Annotated in this window: 12 protein-coding genes and 1 pseudogene; 8 read left to right on the plus strand and 5 right to left on the minus strand. The window is 53.7% G+C overall.

The genetic code is table 11. The features are described 5' to 3' along the window. Window positions 1–30 precede the first annotated feature (30 nt). Window positions 31–1,456: pseudogene (locus DVA44_RS23410) on the plus strand (MFS transporter). A 75-nt stretch (window positions 1,457–1,531) separates the two neighbouring features. Beyond that, entirely contained in the window at window positions 1,532–2,218 is a 687-nt protein-coding gene (gene ompL, locus DVA44_RS23415; RefSeq protein ID WP_114388326.1) for a porin OmpL, read from the plus strand. A gap of 79 nt (window positions 2,219–2,297) precedes the next feature. Here ompL and typA read toward each other — a convergent pair whose 3' ends face one another. Further along, complete coding sequence (gene typA / locus DVA44_RS23420) at window positions 2,298–4,121, minus strand: ribosome-dependent GTPase TypA (RefSeq protein ID WP_103177576.1); 1,824 nt, start codon at window positions 4,119–4,121, stop codon at window positions 2,298–2,300. Between the two features lie 388 nt (window positions 4,122–4,509). Here typA and glnA point away from each other — a divergent pair, with 388 nt between their 5' ends. From glnA to DVA44_RS23445, 4 genes are all read left to right on the plus strand, one after another. Next, window positions 4,510–5,919, plus strand: coding sequence for a glutamate--ammonia ligase (gene glnA / locus DVA44_RS23430; RefSeq protein ID WP_103825293.1), 1,410 nt, complete (start codon window positions 4,510–4,512; stop codon window positions 5,917–5,919). Window positions 5,920–6,107: 188 nt separating this feature from the next. After that, on the plus strand, window positions 6,108–7,157 hold the full coding sequence (gene glnL / locus DVA44_RS23435; RefSeq protein ID WP_103177578.1) for a nitrogen regulation protein NR(II): 1,050 nt from the start codon (window positions 6,108–6,110) through the stop codon (window positions 7,155–7,157). 11 nt (window positions 7,158–7,168) lie between these two features. Beyond that, a complete protein-coding gene (gene glnG, locus DVA44_RS23440) occupies window positions 7,169–8,581 on the plus strand; it encodes a nitrogen regulation protein NR(I) (RefSeq protein ID WP_103177579.1) in 1,413 nt (470 codons plus the stop codon). A gap of 111 nt (window positions 8,582–8,692) precedes the next feature. Further along, window positions 8,693–8,803 (plus strand): YshB family small membrane protein, encoded by a 111-nt coding sequence (locus DVA44_RS23445; RefSeq protein ID WP_103825295.1) that lies wholly within the window; start codon window positions 8,693–8,695, stop codon window positions 8,801–8,803. A 73-nt stretch (window positions 8,804–8,876) separates the two neighbouring features. Here the strand turns inward: DVA44_RS23445 and hemN are convergent, their stop codons facing one another. Together hemN and yihI are read right to left on the minus strand one after the other, a co-directional pair. Further along, the gene (gene hemN / locus DVA44_RS23450) at window positions 8,877–10,250 is read right to left on the minus strand and encodes an oxygen-independent coproporphyrinogen III oxidase (protein WP_114388327.1); all 1,374 of its coding nucleotides are present in this window, start codon (window positions 10,248–10,250) and stop codon (window positions 8,877–8,879) included. A gap of 188 nt (window positions 10,251–10,438) precedes the next feature. Beyond that, window positions 10,439–10,951, minus strand: coding sequence for a Der GTPase-activating protein YihI (gene yihI / locus DVA44_RS23460; protein ID WP_114388328.1), 513 nt, complete (start codon window positions 10,949–10,951; stop codon window positions 10,439–10,441). Window positions 10,952–11,533: 582 nt separating this feature from the next. On the opposite strand from yihI, the gene yihA reads away from it, so the two are divergent. Then, window positions 11,534–12,160 (plus strand): ribosome biogenesis GTP-binding protein YihA/YsxC, encoded by a 627-nt coding sequence (yihA, locus tag DVA44_RS23465; protein ID WP_114388329.1) that lies wholly within the window; start codon window positions 11,534–11,536, stop codon window positions 12,158–12,160. Between the two features lie 312 nt (window positions 12,161–12,472). On the opposite strand, the gene polA is transcribed toward yihA, so the two are convergent. Next, entirely contained in the window at window positions 12,473–15,265 is a 2,793-nt protein-coding gene (polA, locus tag DVA44_RS23470) for a DNA polymerase I (RefSeq protein ID WP_114388330.1), read from the minus strand. 436 nt (window positions 15,266–15,701) lie between these two features. On the opposite strand from polA, the gene DVA44_RS23475 reads away from it, so the two are divergent. Then, a complete protein-coding gene (locus DVA44_RS23475) occupies window positions 15,702–16,610 on the plus strand; it encodes an acyltransferase (protein ID WP_114388331.1) in 909 nt (302 codons plus the stop codon). A 15-nt stretch (window positions 16,611–16,625) separates the two neighbouring features. Here DVA44_RS23475 and dsbA read toward each other — a convergent pair whose 3' ends face one another. Continuing rightward, the gene (gene dsbA / locus DVA44_RS23480) at window positions 16,626–17,249 is read right to left on the minus strand and encodes a thiol:disulfide interchange protein DsbA (RefSeq protein WP_114388332.1); all 624 of its coding nucleotides are present in this window, start codon (window positions 17,247–17,249) and stop codon (window positions 16,626–16,628) included. Window positions 17,250–17,264 lie beyond the last annotated feature (15 nt).

The raw sequence follows: 17,264 nt of genomic DNA on the forward strand, positions 1-17,264 counted from the left end.
GCGCCCTGCGGGGCGCTATGAGGATCGACCATGACACACACTCCTGATCCGTTAACCCTGAAGTTGAGCCTGCGCGAGAAGTGCGCCTACGGGATGGGCGATTTTGGCTCTAACCTGATGCTGTGTATCGGCACGCTCTATCTGCTGAAGTTTTACACCGACGAACTGGGCATGCCCGCGTTCTATGGCGGCATTATTTTTTTGGTGGCGAAGTTCTTTACCGCCTTTACCGACATGCTGACCGGCGTGCTGCTGGACTCCCGGCGAAATATCGGTGCCCGGGGAAAATTCCGGCCCTTTATTCTCTATGCTTCGGTACCCGTCGCGCTGGTTGCCGCGGCGCAGTTTATGGCTAACGACTTTAGCCTGACGGTGAAGACGGCTATCGCCACCGTGCTCTTCATGATGTTCGGCCTCTGCTATAGCCTGATGAACTGTGCCTACGGTGCGATGGTGCCTGCCATCACCAAAAACCCGAACGAACGCGCGCAGCTTGCGGCGTGGCGCCAGGGCGGCGCAACGGTGGGGTTGTTGCTCTGCACCGTCGGTTTTATGCCCATTCAGGCGCTGTTCGTCAGCCAGCCCTCCCTCGGCTATCTGGTTGCCGCTCTGGTGTTTGTCACCGGCGGGCTGTTCTGCATGTGGTGGTGCTACAGCGGCGTGAAAGAGCGCTACGTGGAGGTCACGCCCGATCACCATAAACCCGGCATTCTGAAAATCGTTCTGCGCGATTTTCCGCAACCCGCCGCTGTTGGTCTTATGCATCGCCAACCTCTGTACCCTTGCCGCCTTTAACATCAAGCTGGCGATTCAGGTCTATTACACCCAGTACGTACTGAACGATCTGCACCTGCTGTCGTGGATGGGCTTTTTCAGCATGGGCTGCATTCTGGTCGGCGTGTTTCTGGTGCCCGGCGCGGTTAAGCGTTTCGGCAAAAAACCGGTTTACCTGGGCGGGTTGACGCTATGGGCGGTGGGCGACGTGCTGAACTTCTTCTGGGGGAGCAACTCCCTGCTGTTTGTGCTCTTTTCCTGTATGGCCTTTTTCGGCACCGCTTTCGTCAACAGCCTGAACTGGGCCCTGGTGCCGGATACCGTTGATTATGGCGAGTGGAAAACCGGCATTCGCGCCGAAGGGTCGGTTTATACCGGCTACACCTTCTCGCGCAAAATCTCCGCGGCCCTCGCCGGTTTCTTGCCTGGCATTATGCTGACCCAGATCGGTTACGTGCCCCATGCGGTGCAGAGCGCAAGCACGCTGCTGGGGCTGCGCCAGCTTATTTTTCTCTGGCCCTGCGGCCTGGCGATTATCGCCGCCATCACGATGGGACTCTTTTATAAACTCAACGAAGCGCGCTTCGCCTTTATTATTGAGGAGATTGCCAAACGAAAAAAACCATCAGCGAATACCCCTGAGATAACCACCAACGATAAAGCGTCAGCAGTCACTTTATAACAATAAATCTGGCCATGAATCCCTTCCCATTCAACGGGAGGGGTGGCCTTTCTTTATCTGATACATGGATAAGTTATGAAAAGAATCATTACTGTACTGATTGTGTCGTCTGTCTCCTGCCCGGTATTTGCCGGGGCGTATGTCGAAACACGAGAAGCATACAATACGGCCTCCGAGCTACATGAGGTGATCCTGCGAGCTGGCTATAACTTCGATATGGGCGCGGGGCTGATGTTCACCAACGCTTATAACGTGGGGAGATGGGATGAGCTTAAGCATAGCTATAACGAAATAGAGGGGTGGTATCCGCTCTTTAAACCCACCGACAAACTCACCTTCCAGCCGGGCGGTTTAATTAACGACAGCAGCGCAGGGTCGGGCGGCGCTGTTTATTTAGATACCAACTACAAATTTACGGATGGGTTCAACCTGACGTTCCGCTATCGCTATAACCACAACAATTACGATACGCCGGACTATAACGGGCAGATGGATAAGAACGACACGCACGAGTTTGCTAACTACTGGAATTTTAAAGTGACGGATGCGTTTTTCTACACCTTTGAGCCGCACTTTTTCCAGCGGGTCAATGATTACCATAGTAAGAATGGCAAAGATCACCACTGGGAAATAACGAACAAGTTCAGCTATAAAATCGACAGAAACTGGCTGCCGTACCTCGAACTCCAGTGGCTGGACAGATGGAATGATTACAACCGCGAGCAGTACCGAATCCGTCTGGGCGTGCGGTACGCGTTCTAATAAAAAAGCCGCTGATCGCTCAGCGGCTTTTTACCTGCCGGGTGGCGCATGCGCTTACCCGGCCTACAGACTGACTGTATTAATCTTCTTTTGAACCGCGCATTGCACGTTTACGGTCGTTTTCAGTCAGGTGACGTTTACGGATACGGATAGACTGTGGTGTTACTTCTACCAGTTCGTCGTCATCGATGAATTCCAGAGCCTGCTCCAGCGTCATCTTAACCGGTGGAACCAGAACCGTTGCTTCGTCAGTACCGGACGCACGCATGTTGGTCAGTTTCTTACCGGTCAGGCAGTTTACCGTCAGGTCGTTAGAACGGCTGTGAATACCGATGATCTGGCCTTCGTAAACTTCTGCACCGTGACCCAGGAACAGCTTACCGCGATCCTGCAGGCTGAACAGGGCGAACGCAACCGCTTTACCCTGACCGTTGGAGATCAGTACGCCGTTGTTACGCTGGCCCACTTCGCCCGGACGAACGTCGTCGTAGTGGCTGAAGGTGGAGTACAGCAGACCGGTACCAGAGGTCATGGTCATGAACTCAGAACGGAAGCCGATCAGGCCACGGCTTGGGATCACGTAGTCGAGACGTACGCGGCCTTTGCCATCTGGATTCATGTTTTTCAGGTCGCCTTTACGCTCACCCAGAGCCTGCATTACAGAACCCTGATGCTGCTCTTCAACGTCCAGCGTCACGTTCTCGAATGGCTCTTGTTTACGGCCATCGATTTCACGGAAGATAACTTTCGGACGGGAAACCGCCATTTCGAAACCTTCACGACGCATGTTTTCGATCAGAACAGACAGGTGCAGCTCACCACGACCAGAAACGCGGAATGCATCAGCGTCTTCGGTTTCTTCAACGCGCAGCGCAACGTTGTGCACCAGCTCTTTGTTCAGGCGGTCAAGGATCTGACGGGAGGTAACGAACTTACCTTCTTTACCACAGAACGGAGAGGTGTTGACGTTGAAGAACATGGTTACGGTCGGTTCATCAACAGACAGCGCTGGCAGCGCTTCCACATTCTGCGGGTCGCAGATAGTGTCAGAGATGTTCAGCTCGCCCAGACCGGTGATAGCGATGATGTCGCCAGCTTCCGCAATGTCGCTCTCGATACGCTCAAGGCCCAGGTGAGTCAGCACTTTACCGACTTTACCGTTACGGGTTTTACCTTCGCTATCGATGATAGTGACCTGCTGGTTTGGCTTCACTTTACCGCGCTTGATACGACCAATGCCGATTACACCAACGTAGTTGTTGTAGTCCAGCTGAGAGATCTGCATCTGCAGGGTACCGTCGAGATCGACGTTTGGTGCCGGAACATGGTCAACAATCGCCTGGTACAGCGGGGTCATGTCTTCAGCCATGTCTTCGTGGTCCAGACCAGCGATACCGTTCAGCGCAGACGCATAAACGATCGGGAAGTCCAGCTGTTCGTCGGTCGCATCCAGGTTAACGAACAGGTCGAAGACCTGATCAACAACCCAGTCAGGACGCGCGCCAGGACGGTCAACTTTGTTGATTACCACGATTGGCTTCAGGCCATGGGCGAATGCTTTTTTGGTTACGAAGCGCGTCTGCGGCATTGGGCCGTCAAATGCGTCAACCACCAGCAGCACGGAATCCACCATGGACATCACGCGCTCAACTTCACCACCGAAGTCGGCGTGCCCTGGGGTATCAACGATGTTGATACGGTAGTCATTCCATTTGATCGCGGTGTTTTTAGCGAGGATGGTAATCCCACGCTCTTTCTCCAAATCGTTGGAGTCCATCACGCGTTCTTGAGTTTCGGCACGCGCATCGAACGTACCGGATTGCTGCAGCAGCTTATCAACCAGGGTAGTTTTACCATGGTCAACGTGCGCGATGATGGCGATATTACGCAGATTTTCGATCACAACTTTGCCTCAGGCATTAGAAATAGCGCGTTATTGTACACGGATTAATCGCACTACAAAACAGGATCACAAACATCCCCCGCAAACAAGTATTGCAGAGATGCTTTGTGATCGCTTTCACGGAGCGGTAAAAGGGCACTTTAACGTAAATTGCACCAATATGGTGCTCAATGTTCACATTGAAGCACTATAATGGTGCAACAAAACCACCGTGGTGCAGCCCTTTTGCACTACGGTGCGCATGATAGCGCCTTTTTGGGGTGTTTTAAAAGTTGGCACAGATTTCGCTTTATAAAAAATACGGCAACAAAAGGCACCACCGCCTGCCTTATACAGAATTTGAAGACCTCGTTACCACGACGACAATGACCAATCTGGAGAGTTAAGTATGTCCGCTGAACACGTTTTGACGATGCTGAACGAACATGAAGTGAAGTTTGTTGATCTGCGCTTCACCGATACCAAAGGTAAAGAACAGCACGTCACTATTCCTGCTCATCAGGTGAATGCCGAATTCTTTGAAGAAGGCAAAATGTTTGACGGCTCCTCGATTGGTGGCTGGAAAGGTATCAACGAATCCGACATGGTTCTGATGCCTGACGCATCTACTGCCCTCATTGACCCGTTCTTCGAAGAGTCTACCCTGATCATCCGTTGCGATATCCTCGAGCCAGGCACCCTGCAGGGCTACGACCGCGACCCACGCTCTATCGCTAAACGCGCTGAAGAGTACCTGCGCTCCACCGGCATCGCAGACACTGTTCTGTTCGGGCCAGAGCCAGAGTTCTTCCTGTTCGACGACATCCGTTTTGGTGCGACTACTTCCGGTTCCCACGTTGCTATCGATGATATCGAAGGCGCATGGAACTCCTCCACCAAATACGAAGGCGGTAACAAAGGTCACCGTCCTGCTGTTAAAGGCGGTTACTTCCCGGTTCCACCGGTCGACTCTTCACAGGACATCCGTTCTACCATGTGTCTGATCATGGAAGAGATGGGCCTGGTTGTTGAAGCCCATCACCATGAAGTTGCAACTGCTGGCCAGAACGAAATCGCCACCCGTTTCAACACCATGACCAAGAAAGCGGACGAAATTCAGATCTACAAATACGTTGTTCACAACGTTGCGCACCGCTTCGGTAAAACCGCGACCTTCATGCCAAAACCAATGTTTGGCGACAACGGTTCCGGTATGCACTGCCACATGTCCCTGTCCAAGAACGGGACTAACCTGTTCGCTGGCGACAAGTATGCGGGTCTGTCCGAGCAGGCACTGCACTACATCGGTGGTGTGATCAAACACGCTAAAGCGATCAACGCCCTGGCGAACCCAACCACTAACTCCTACAAGCGTCTGGTCCCAGGCTACGAAGCGCCAGTAATGCTGGCCTACTCTGCCCGTAACCGTTCTGCTTCTATCCGTATTCCGGTGGTAGCTTCTCCGAAAGCACGTCGTATCGAAGTGCGCTTCCCGGACCCGGCTGCTAACCCATACCTGTGCTTCGCAGCACTGCTGATGGCGGGTCTGGACGGTATCAAGAACAAGATCCACCCGGGCGAAGCGATGGACAAAAACCTGTACGACCTGCCGCCAGAAGAAGCGAAAGAGATCCCACAGGTTGCCGGTTCTCTGGAAGAAGCACTGAACGCACTGGACGCAGACCGCGAGTTCCTGACTGCGGGCGGCGTGTTCACTGACGAAGCGATCGATGCTTACATCGCACTGCGTATGGAAGAGAACGACCGCGTTCGCATGACTCCGCACCCGGTTGAGTTCGAACTGTACTACAGCGTCTAATCTTCAATCCCTGTCGCGCGGCCTTTTCCGCGCGAGATTGATAGCCGTTTTTTTTGTTGCCGTGGAAACTTTTCAGCCCATCTTCGGATGGGCTTTTTTCACCGCCAACAAGCTGATCTGACGCGTTTTTCGCCGTAAAAACGCTATACTGCACTAAAATAGTGCAAACAACTCCAGGAGACTGCTGAATGGCAACTGGCACGCTGCCCGATGCTGGGCAGATCCTCAATTCTCTTATCAACAGCATTTTACTGGTCGATGACGATCTGGCGGTGCATTACGCCAATCCCGCGGCCCAGCAGTTACTGGCGCAAAGTTCACGCAAACTGTTTGGCGCGCCGCTGCCCGAGCTGTTGAGTTATTTTTCCCTGAATATCGGCCTGATGCAGGAGAGCCTGCAGGCGGGGCAAGGCTTTACCGATAACGAAGTGACGCTGGTGATAGACGGACGTTCGCATATTCTGTCGCTGACCGCACAGCGGCTGCCGGAAGGGCTCATTCTGCTGGAGATGGCGCCGATGGATAACCAGCGTCGACTCAGTCAGGAGCAGCTCCAGCATGCTCAGCAGATTGCCGCCCGCGATCTGGTGCGCGGCCTCGCCCATGAGATCAAAAATCCGCTTGGCGGCCTGCGCGGCGCGGCACAGCTGCTCACCAAAGCCTTGCCCGACCCGGCGCTGGCGGAATACACCAACGTCATCATTGAACAGGCCGACCGCCTGCGTAATCTGGTCGACCGCCTGCTGGGACCGCAGCAACCCGGGATGCATGTCACCGAAAGCATTCACAAAGTGGCGGAGCGCGTCGTCAAGCTGGTGTCGATGGAGCTGCCGGATAACGTCAGGTTAATTCGGGATTACGATCCCAGCCTGCCGGAACTGCCGCACGATCCCGACCAGATTGAACAGGTTTTACTGAATATCGTGCGCAACGCCCTGCAGGCATTAGGGGCGGAAGGCGGAGAAATTATTCTGCGTACCCGCACCGCCTTTCAGCTCACGCTGCACGGTACGCGCTACCGTCTGGCGGCCCGCATTGATGTGGAAGATAACGGCCCGGGCATTCCTTCCCATTTACAGGACACGCTGTTTTACCCGATGGTCAGCGGCCGTGAAGGCGGGACCGGGCTTGGCTTATCGATTGCCCGTAATTTGATAGATCAGCATTCCGGCAAAATTGAATTTACCAGTTGGCCGGGTCATACCGAGTTTTCGGTTTACCTGCCAATCAGGAAATAGAGGGTTAGGTTATGCAACGAGGGATAGTCTGGGTAGTTGATGACGATAGCTCCATCCGCTGGGTGCTTGAACGGGCGCTTACCGGAGCAGGTTTAAGCTGTACCGCTTTTGAGAGTGGGGCCGATGTGCTTGATGCACTCACCACCAAAACCCCGGATGTGCTGCTGTCCGATATCCGTATGCCGGGAATGGACGGGCTCGCGCTGTTAAAACAGATCAAGCAGCGTCATCCGATGCTTCCGGTCATCATAATGACCGCCCACTCCGATCTGGATGCTGCCGTCAGCGCCTACCAGCAGGGGGCGTTCGATTATCTGCCAAAACCGTTCGATATTGACGAAGCGGTGGCGCTGGTTGAACGCGCCATTAGCCACTATCAGGAACAGCAGCAGCCGCGCAATGCCCCGGTTTTCGGCCCTACCACCGATATCATTGGTGAAGCCCCGGCGATGCAGGATGTGTTTCGCATCATTGGTCGCCTGTCACGCTCCTCCATCAGCGTACTGATTAACGGCGAGTCTGGCACCGGGAAAGAGCTGGTCGCGCATGCCCTGCATCGCCACAGCCCGCGCGTCAAAGCCCCGTTTATCGCCCTGAATATGGCGGCGATCCCCAAGGATTTGATTGAGTCCGAGCTGTTCGGCCATGAAAAAGGGGCCTTTACCGGCGCTAACACCATCCGTCAGGGCCGCTTTGAGCAGGCGGACGGCGGGACGCTGTTCCTGGATGAGATCGGCGATATGCCTCTCGACGTTCAGACACGTCTGCTGCGCGTGCTGGCGGACGGCCAGTTTTACCGCGTGGGCGGCTACGCCCCGGTCAAAGTGGATGTGCGTATTATCGCCGCCACCCACCAGAACCTGGAGCTGCGCGTCCAGGAGGGCAAATTCCGTGAAGACCTGTTCCACCGTCTGAACGTCATTCGCGTACACCTGCCGCCGCTGCGTGAGCGCCGGGAAGATATCCCGCGCCTGGCGCGTCATTTCCTGCAGGATGCCGCCCGGGAACTGGGTGTGGAAGCCAAGCTGCTGCACCCGGAAACCGAAGCGGCGCTGACGCGTCTGGCCTGGCCGGGCAACGTGCGTCAGCTGGAAAATACCTGCCGCTGGCTTACGGTCATGGCCGCCGGCCAGGAAGTGTTGATTCAGGATCTGCCGCCCGAGCTTTTCGAAACCCATGTTCCGGAAAGCAGCACTGGCCAGAGCCTGCCCGACAGCTGGGCGACACTGCTGGCGCAATGGGCCGATCGCGCCCTGCGCTCCGGTCATCAGGACCTGCTCTCCGAGGCGCAGCCCGAAATGGAGCGCACGCTGCTGACCACCGCGCTGCGCCATACCCAGGGCCACAAGCAGGAGGCGGCACGCCTGCTCGGCTGGGGGCGCAATACCCTGACGCGTAAGTTAAAAGAACTGGGGATGGAGTGATCGCCTCCCCCCTGTGTAAAGAGAGTTAATTAAGCGCAAAGTGATGCTATTTTGCGCTTTACTGTACTGATGAGTTGAGTATGATCTTGCCCGGAAAAATGGGGGGTCATCATGCTGGAATCAATCGTGAATTTGTTGACTAGCGGAGCAGTCGAAAGCCATACGCCGCAAACGGCAGTTGCAGCTGTGCTGTGTGCGGCGCTGGTGGGGTTGTTTAGCTAGCACTTCGCTTACCCGGCCTACAAAGCGCGAAATGTAGGCCGGGTAAGGCGAAGCCGCCACCCGGCAATGCGGCTTAAATCACCCGCGAGAACTGCTGCATACGGGCTTTCTGCCGCAGATAGGCATCGAAGCACATACAGATATTACGAATCAACAAACGCCCTTTCGGCGTAACTTCAATCGCACTCTCCGTCACCTCCACCAGCCCATCTTTCGCCAGCGGCGCCAGCAGCTTCATGTCTTCCACAAAGTAGTCTTTAAAAACGAGATCCCACTGCGCTTCCACCGCGCTGAAGTCGAGACGGAAGTTGCAGATCAGCGCCTTGATCACGTCCCGGCGAATACAGTCGTCGCGGGTTAACGCGATGCCGCGCCACAGCGCGTTGCCGGTCTCATCCACCTGCTGATAGTAGAGCTTCAGCTCTTTCTGGTTCTGCGCATAGCAGTCGCCAATCATGCTGATGGCCGACACGCCCATCCCCAGCAGATCCGTATCGCCCTGGGTGGTGTAGCCCTGGAAGTTACGATGCAGAACACCCTCGCGCTGGGCAATCGCCAGCTCGTCATCCGGGCGGGCAAAGTGATCCATGCCGATGAACTGGTAGCCGGTCTGGGTCAACGACGTGATGGTTTCCTGCAGGATATCCAGTTTTTGCTGCGCGGAAGGCAGATCGGCATCTTTGATTTTGCGTTGGGCAGCAAACAGCGTCGGCAGATGCGCATAGTTGAAGACGCTCAGGCGGTCCGGGTTGAGTTCCGCCACGCGCTTCAACGTGTAGGCGAAACTGTCTGGCGTCTGCTTCGGCAGGCCATAAATCAGATCGATGTTGGTGGAGGTGAAGCCAATCTCCCGGGCATGGTTTAACAGAGCAAAGATGAACTCTTCATCCTGCTCACGGTTGACCAGCCGCTGGACCTCTTTATTAAAGTCCTGCACGCCCATACTCAGGCGGTTAAACCCTTCGGCACGCAGATGATCGAGCACATCCAGCTCGATTTCCCGCGGGTCTACTTCGATAGAGATTTCAGCATCGCCATTGAAGCGGAAGTTATTCCGCAGCAGGGACATCAGACGGCTGATTTGCGCTTTATTCAGATAGGTCGGCGTACCGCCGCCCCAGTGGAGCTGGCTGACGTGACGACCGGCAAACTGCGGCGCGCGATGCAGGATCTCCTGCTCAAGCGCATCCAGATACTGATCCGCTTTATGCTGCTGGCGGGTCACAATTTTGTTGCAGCCACAGAAATAGCAGAGCTTGTGGCAGAACGGGATATGAACATACAGAGAGAGCGGGCGGTCAGGGTAACGCGCCACCGCCTGCTGGAATTGGCTATCACCAAAAGCGTCGGAAAACTCCAGCGCAGTGGGATACGAGGTATAACGCGGCCCGGAATAGTTATATTTCTGGATCAGGGCCAGATCCCAGTCGATGGTTGCTACAGACATGCTCACTCCTTCCGTTGGTGTCGCGTTCGTATACGGCGGCCCGTTCTGCCCCCTGTGCGGGCCATGAATCGGGTGCGCAGCCACTTCTGTCGCCGCGACAACCGCCGTAGTTTAACGAATAACCACACCAGATAACATATAACCGGAAGGGTTATTAGCAGGACGATAGAACCTGCCGGGTGCAAATGTTAGTTTCCACCTTTCAACAGGCGCATCATATCTTCCTGTTTCTCTTCTTCTTCCTCTTCTTCTTCATCATCGTAAGAGAGGCCAAGCTTCTGCATCAGTTCATCGATGCGATCCAGTTTGGCATCCACCCATGACTGCTCTTCGGCATTCAGGGTTTCACCCTCTTCAAGACGTTCCAGCAGCGCGTCCAGGCGCTCATCATTCTCCAGCAAATCCAGCTCAGCCTGCGGTGAAAGCATAGGTTTCTCGCTCTTCGGTTTGTGCTGCCTGGTGACCGGGGCATCGGTCACGCCTAATGGAACCGGTTTTTTACTGCCGATACGCGGGTCTTTCTGCTGCTTGTTATTCGCAGACGCGCCCGAAGTACCGCCACTCGCGCGGCTACCCGCAGCATGACCACGATGTTTTTTCTCGCGTTTGCGATCGCGCGCTTCCTGATTCAGTTCTTCGCGCGTTTTGCGGCGTGCTTTAGCAGGACGTTTAGCGCCTGCAGCGGAGGTCGGTTTTTTCATGGTGTTTTGTCTTTAAGTCGTTTTCTTGAGTATAGAATTGCGGCGAAATCTAGCAGAAAGCAAGCAAAGAAAAAAGGCGACAGAGCAATCTGTCGCCTTTTTTCCTGACTCACAACCCGTTACGGGTCTGACAATCCTTGTTTGCTTACGACTAACCCTGTCTATCCCTTAGCAGGTACCGTCCTTGATAGGTTCCATTTCCCTTTTTAACGCCTCCAAGGCGTTCGTCTTCCTGACTTTCCTGTGTCTTCGCCTCCTGGCGCTCCTGACCCTTGTCCTTAAGTCCGGTTCCTGTCGGCATCCTCGCCGTTGAACGCTACTTTACCGTTTCAGGCTGAACTCACAAGCCACAAACGGCCATTTCCCGCGTCTTTCAGACTAAGACTAACCGTTAATAGTTTGATTTTAATCGTTTTGATTTTTTAAAGCGCTGCGATTTTTCTTAAATATCCCATAGTTAAAATGGCAGATCTCTCACAAAGCCCAGGGTTTTTACTTACAGCCGGGTTGCCGATGGGAAAAGCCTTTTCTCTCTGTTCAGGTATAATCCCCCCAACGTTACGAATTTCTGGAGACAACCACGTGACCAACCTGAATTATCACCAGACGCATTTTCTTCTCAGTGCGCCTGATATTCGCCATTTACCCGCCGATACGGGTCTTGAAGTGGCATTTGCTGGCCGGTCCAACGCGGGGAAATCCAGCGCTCTGAATACCCTGACCAATCAGAAAAGCCTGGCGCGTACCTCTAAAACGCCTGGCCGCACCCAGCTGATTAACCTGTTCGAAGTCGCACCGGGCAAGCGCCTGGTTGACCTGCCAGGCTATGGCTATGCAGAAGTTCCGGAAGAGATGAAACTCAAGTGGCAGCGCGCGCTGGGGGAATACCTGGAAAAACGCCTGTGTCTGAAAGGCCTGGTCGTCCTGATGGATATTCGCCATCCGCTTAAAGATCTCGATCAGCAGATGATCCACTGGGCCGTAGAGAGCGGGATCCAGGTATTGGTACTGCTCACCAAAGCCGACAAGCTGGCCAGCGGCGCGCGTAAAGCGCAGGTGAATATGGTGCGTGAAGCTGTGCTTGCGTTTAACGGCGACATCCAGGTAGAGGCGTTTTCTTCGCTGAAGAAGCAAGGCGTGGACAAACTGCGTGAGAAACTTGATATCTGGTACAGCGAGCTGGAACCCGCGTCAGAAGTGGATGAGTAATGATGAGCGCGGCGATGTCCGCGCTTTTTTTTGCGCTGAACTTTTGTTTGCCGCAATAAAAAACGCCCCAGTCATTACTGACTGGGGCGGCTAAAATATTCAGCCAAATCCGATTACGTGAAGTAAAAGGTCTGAAAGATAGAACATCTTACCTCTGTACCCTACGCGAATAACTGTACCCTTTTTTAGACTATAGACAAAGCACTTTTTGTAGTTTTTTTTCATTCTTTACATAGGGAATTCTAATGATCATCACAAAACGTTCATAGATATGTTGCTTACTTACAGAAAGTGTTCATATCCCAGAAAGAGTTAGTGAGCCTGATCCCAGTTTTCTCCCTGGCCGACTTCCACCTGCAACGGCACATCCAGTTTGACGCTGTTCTCCATCAATTCATGGATCTTTTTCGAGACCGGTTCCAGATCGTCTTTATGCACCTCAAACACCAGTTCATCGTGCACCTGCATGATCATCCGCACCCGCGGCTGCTCTTTCTCCAGCCAGGCGTCAACGGCGATCATTGCACGTTTAATGATATCTGCCGCCGTCCCCTGCATCGGGGCGTTGATTGCCGCACGCTCGGCACCGGCACGGCGGGCCGCATTGCTGGATTTGATGTCCGGCAGATAGAGGCGACGCCCTTCCAGGGTTTCGACATAGCCTTTTTCTTTCGCCTGGGCGCGCGTGTTCTCCATATATTGCAGCACGCCAGGATAGCGTTCGAAATAGAGATCCATATACTTCTGCGACTCTTTACGCGGAATATTGAGCTGGCGGGAGAGGCCAAAGGCGCTCATGCCGTAGATAAGGCCAAAGTTGATCGCCTTCGCGCTGCGGCGCTGTTCCCCGGTGACGCTCTCCAGCGGCATACCAAACACTTCGGCTGCCGTGGCCCGGTGAATATCCTGCCCTTCCGCAAAGGCGGTCAACAGCCCTTTATCCCGGGAGAGGTGCGCCATGATACGCAGCTCAATCTGTGAATAGTCAGCAGAGACAATGACGTAATCCTCTGGCGCAATAAACGCCTGACGGATACGGCGCCCTTCTTCATTACGCACCGGAATGTTTTGCAGGTTAGGATCGGTTGAGGAGAGTCGCCCGGTAGCCGCTACCGCCTGATGGTAAGAGGTGTGTACGCGGCCCGTTTTTGGGTTAATCATCAACGGCAGCTTATCGGTGTAGGTTGATTTCAGCTTTGCCAGCCCACGATACTGAAGGATCACTTTTGGCAGAGGATAGTCCAGCGCCAGCTCCTCAAGCACCTCTTCAGAGGTGGACGGCGCCCCGCCCGGTGTTTTCTTCAACGGCTTGATACCCTGCTTTTCAAACAGGATGGTCTGTAGCTGTTTAGTGGACGAGAGATTAAACGGCTCGCCAGCGATCTCATGCGCTTTTTGTTCCAGCTCATGCAGGCGCAGGGCGATCTCTTCTGAGTGCTTGTGCAACACAGCCGGATCGATTTTCACGCCGTTGCGCTCGATGCGGGACAGAACCGGCACCAGCGGCATCTCAATATTCTGGAACACGTTCAGCGGCCCGGCGTGTTTTTGCAGCTTCGGCCACATCTTTAAATGCAGTTGCAGCGTGACGTCAGCATCTTCTGCGGCATAGTGTCCCGCCTCTTCCAGGGCGATCTGGTTAAAGGTCAGCTGATTCTTGCCCTTACCGGCGATCTGCTCAAAGGTGACGGTTTTATGCTTCAGCCAGCGGTCGGAGAGCGAATCCATATCGTGACGACCGGCGACGCTGTCGAGGATATAGGACTCTAGCATGGTATCGAACGCAATGCCGCGCAGCTCAATACCATAGTTCTGCAGGATACCGCGATCGAACTTCAGGTTTTGCCCCACCTTCAGCGCTTTTTCATCTTCAAGGATCGGTTTGAGGAGCTCAAGAACGCGCTCGCGGGCGATCTGTTCAGGCGCGTCCAGATAGTCGTGGGCAACCGGCACATAGGCGGCAACGCCCGGCTCTGTGGCAAAGGAGAGACCCACCATATTGGCGGAGACATTATCGAGGCTGTCGGTTTCGGTATCGAAAGCGAATACCGGTGCCTGCTGGAGCTTTTCAATCCAGCGTTGCAGCTGCGCTTCATCGAGGATGGTTTCGTAATGCTCAGAAGAGAGCACGCTGGCTTCTTCTTCCGGCTCCTCTTCTGCATCGATCACCAGGGTCTCCTTTGGCTTAGCCGCCGGTTTAGCCCCTTTCGCCTGCAGCCATTTCCCCGCTTCGACATCGGTTATCCAGCGTTTGAACTCGTACTGCTTAAACAGGCCTAGCAGCTCTTCAACGGCTGGTTGCTGCACTTCAAGCTGTTCACAGGTTAGATCCAGTTCGACGTCTGTTTTGATGGTTGCCAGCTGATAAGAGAGGTAGGCCACCTCTTTGTTTTGCTCAAGCTTAGCAGCCATGGTTTTGGCACCGCGGAAGGTCAACCCGGCGATTTTATCCTGCTCGCTATACAGCGTATCCAGTCCGCCCAGACCTTGCAGCAGCGCCTGGGCCGTCTTTTCGCCCACGCCCGGTACGCCAGGAATGTTATCGGAGGAGTCGCCCATCAGCGCGAGGAAGTCGATGATCAGTTCCGGCGGCACGCCATACTTAGCGACGACCTCTTCCGGCCCAAGAATGGTATTGGTCATGGTGTTAATCAGGGTGATCCCCGGCGTGACCAGCTGAGCCATGTCTTTATCGCCGGTGCTAATCAGGACCGGGCGGCCCATTTTCTCAGCTTCACGCGCCAGCGTACCGATAACATCGTCCGCTTCTACGCCCGAGACGGCCATCAAAGGCAGCCCCATCGCTTTTACCATCTTATGCAGAGGCTCAATCTGGGCGCGCAGATCGTCCGGCATCGGCGGACGATGGGATTTGTAATGTTCGAACAGCTCATCCCGGAAAGTTTTGCCTTTCGCATCGAAGACCACGGCGGCATGGCTTGGCTGATACTGCATGATCAAGCTACGCAGCATGTTCAGCACACCATACATTGCGCCCGTAGGCTCTCCCGCACTGTTAGTCAGCGGAGGAAAGGCGTGATATGCCCGATAGAGGTAAGACGAGCCGTCGACGAGAATAAGCGGATTTTCGGGGATCTGAACCATAATGTCCGTGCCTTTAAGTAATTTATGAATAAAGGATGCCACAGAAGGATGAAAACATCAGTTTTTCACCGCCAATACAGCCAAAGATTTTGCGATCCTGAGGATCGCTCGCAAATTAAAACTGTGGATAAGTTTGTGAATATTTTCTGTAACCTGGATTAAATGTGCTTAATGAGGATCGATGAGATAATTATTAACATTAATAATCAATGAGTTGTGATTTGATCACGATCTCATATTTTCGATTGATGACAATTTACTCCATGTGGATATAAGCCACGCAGGATCGGCATAACAGGATTTTTCTCCACAGCGCATACAAATCAGCTTTCCCGCCAAGTTAAAGCGCCATCCTTTAACCGTTTTCTGGTAAAATCAGCGCCCTGCGTCTGTTTATTAGGCGCCATTCATAGCTAACCACCTGAAAAAATTCATCATGTCTAGACTCCTGGCTGCGATCACCCTCTTCTTAAGTATCGCATTAACTATTCTGGTCACCATCGCCTGTTCTGTGCCGATCATTATCGCCGGAATAATTAAACTGCTATTACCGATCCCCGTTGTCTGGCGTGCCGTATCTGCATTCTGTAACGTTATGATGTACTGCTGGTGTGAAGGTCTGGCGGTGCTTCTGCGTCTTAATCCACATCTGAAATGGGATGTTCAGGGTCTGGAAGGGCTTAACAAGAAAAACTGGTATTTGCTTATCTGCAACCACCATAGCTGGGCCGATATCGTGGTGTTATGCGTACTGTTCCGCAAACACATTCCGATGAATAAGTACTTCCTTAAACAGCAGCTCGCCTGGGTACCCTTTATTGGGCTGGCCTGTTGGGCGCTGGATATGCCGTTTATGAAGCGCTATTCCCGTAGTTATCTGATCCGCCACCCTGAACGCCGCGGCAAAGATGTCGAAACGACACGCCGCTCCTGCGAGAAGTTTCGCGCGCACCCCACCACCATCGTCAATTTTGTGGAAGGCTCTCGCTTTACCGAAGAGAAAAAGCAGCAAACCCGCTCACCGTACAGCAACCTGCTGCCGCCAAAAGCGGCGGGGATCGCCATGGCGCTTAACGTACTGGGCCAACAGTTCGACAAATTACTGGACGTGACGCTCTGTTATCCGGAGAACGACAAGACACCGTTTTACGATATGCTCAGCGGCAAGTTAACCCGGATTGTGGTGCGAATAGACCTGGTGCCTGTGGCAGAAGAGTTACATGGGGACTATGTTAACGATAAGAACTTTAAGCGACGTTTCCAGCTCTGGCTGAATACGCTGTGGACGGAAAAAGACGTGCTAATCGACAGGATTAAAGCCCAATACAACAACGCCGGTCATTGACCGGCGTTTTCTTTATTACTTCTTCTCAACCAGATACTTCACGGTGTCGGCATACTGCTGCACGAAGATGTCCATGCTGCTGGTATCCATCCCCTGCATATTCAGCTGGTACTTACCGTTAACATACATGGCTGGAACGCCACGCAGTTGCAGATCGGCGGCCGCTTTTTCCTGCTGTGCCACGAGAGATTTCACGACAAAGCTGTTCCAGGCTGCATCGTATTCTTCGCCCTTAACGCCTGCATCGACGAATACCTTACGGATATCGGCAGTGGTCTGTACAGACTGGGTTTTCTGCACGGCTTCAAACATCGGTGCAGTGATTTTGTCTTCCACGCCCAGGGCCATAGCGACTGCCCACGCCTGCGTTAAGTCTTTGCCCAGCGGGCCAAGGAACTCAACGTGATACTTGGTCATTTTGGTGCCTTCAGGCAGCTTCTTCTTCACGTTTTCGGAAACATGCAGAACCTGCTCGAACTCATAGCAGTGCGGGCAATAGAATGAGAAGAACTCCAGTACCTGAGGTTCTCCGGCTACAGGTTTGTCGAGGGTAATATACTGTTTACCATCGGTGAACTGTGCAGCCGAAGCGCTAAATGCCAGAATCATACCTGCCAGCACCAGCCATATTTTTTTCATGATCAACTCTCTCCT

Source organism: Leclercia sp. W17, from assembly GCF_003336325.1.
Lineage (GTDB): Bacteria > Pseudomonadota > Gammaproteobacteria > Enterobacterales > Enterobacteriaceae > Enterobacter.

Bases quoted from the DNA above. Each gene is read 5' to 3' on its own strand.
- hemN (WP_114388327.1), bottom strand. From the start codon at position 10,250: ATGTCTGTAGCAACCATCGACTGGGATCTGGCCCTGATCCAGAAATAT.
- glnG (WP_103177579.1), top strand. From the start codon at position 7,169: ATGCAACGAGGGATAGTCTGGGTAGTTGATGACGATAGCTCCATCCGC.
- polA (WP_114388330.1), bottom strand. From the start codon at position 15,265: ATGGTTCAGATCCCCGAAAATCCGCTTATTCTCGTCGACGGCTCGTCT.
- ompL (WP_114388326.1), top strand. From the start codon at position 1,532: ATGAAAAGAATCATTACTGTACTGATTGTGTCGTCTGTCTCCTGCCCG.
- yihI (WP_114388328.1), bottom strand. From the start codon at position 10,951: ATGAAAAAACCGACCTCCGCTGCAGGCGCTAAACGTCCTGCTAAAGCA.
- glnA (WP_103825293.1), top strand. From the start codon at position 4,510: ATGTCCGCTGAACACGTTTTGACGATGCTGAACGAACATGAAGTGAAG.
- DVA44_RS23445 (WP_103825295.1), top strand. From the start codon at position 8,693: ATGCTGGAATCAATCGTGAATTTGTTGACTAGCGGAGCAGTCGAAAGC.
- dsbA (WP_114388332.1), bottom strand. From the start codon at position 17,249: ATGAAAAAAATATGGCTGGTGCTGGCAGGTATGATTCTGGCATTTAGC.
- DVA44_RS23475 (WP_114388331.1), top strand. From the start codon at position 15,702: ATGTCTAGACTCCTGGCTGCGATCACCCTCTTCTTAAGTATCGCATTA.
- glnL (WP_103177578.1), top strand. From the start codon at position 6,108: ATGGCAACTGGCACGCTGCCCGATGCTGGGCAGATCCTCAATTCTCTT.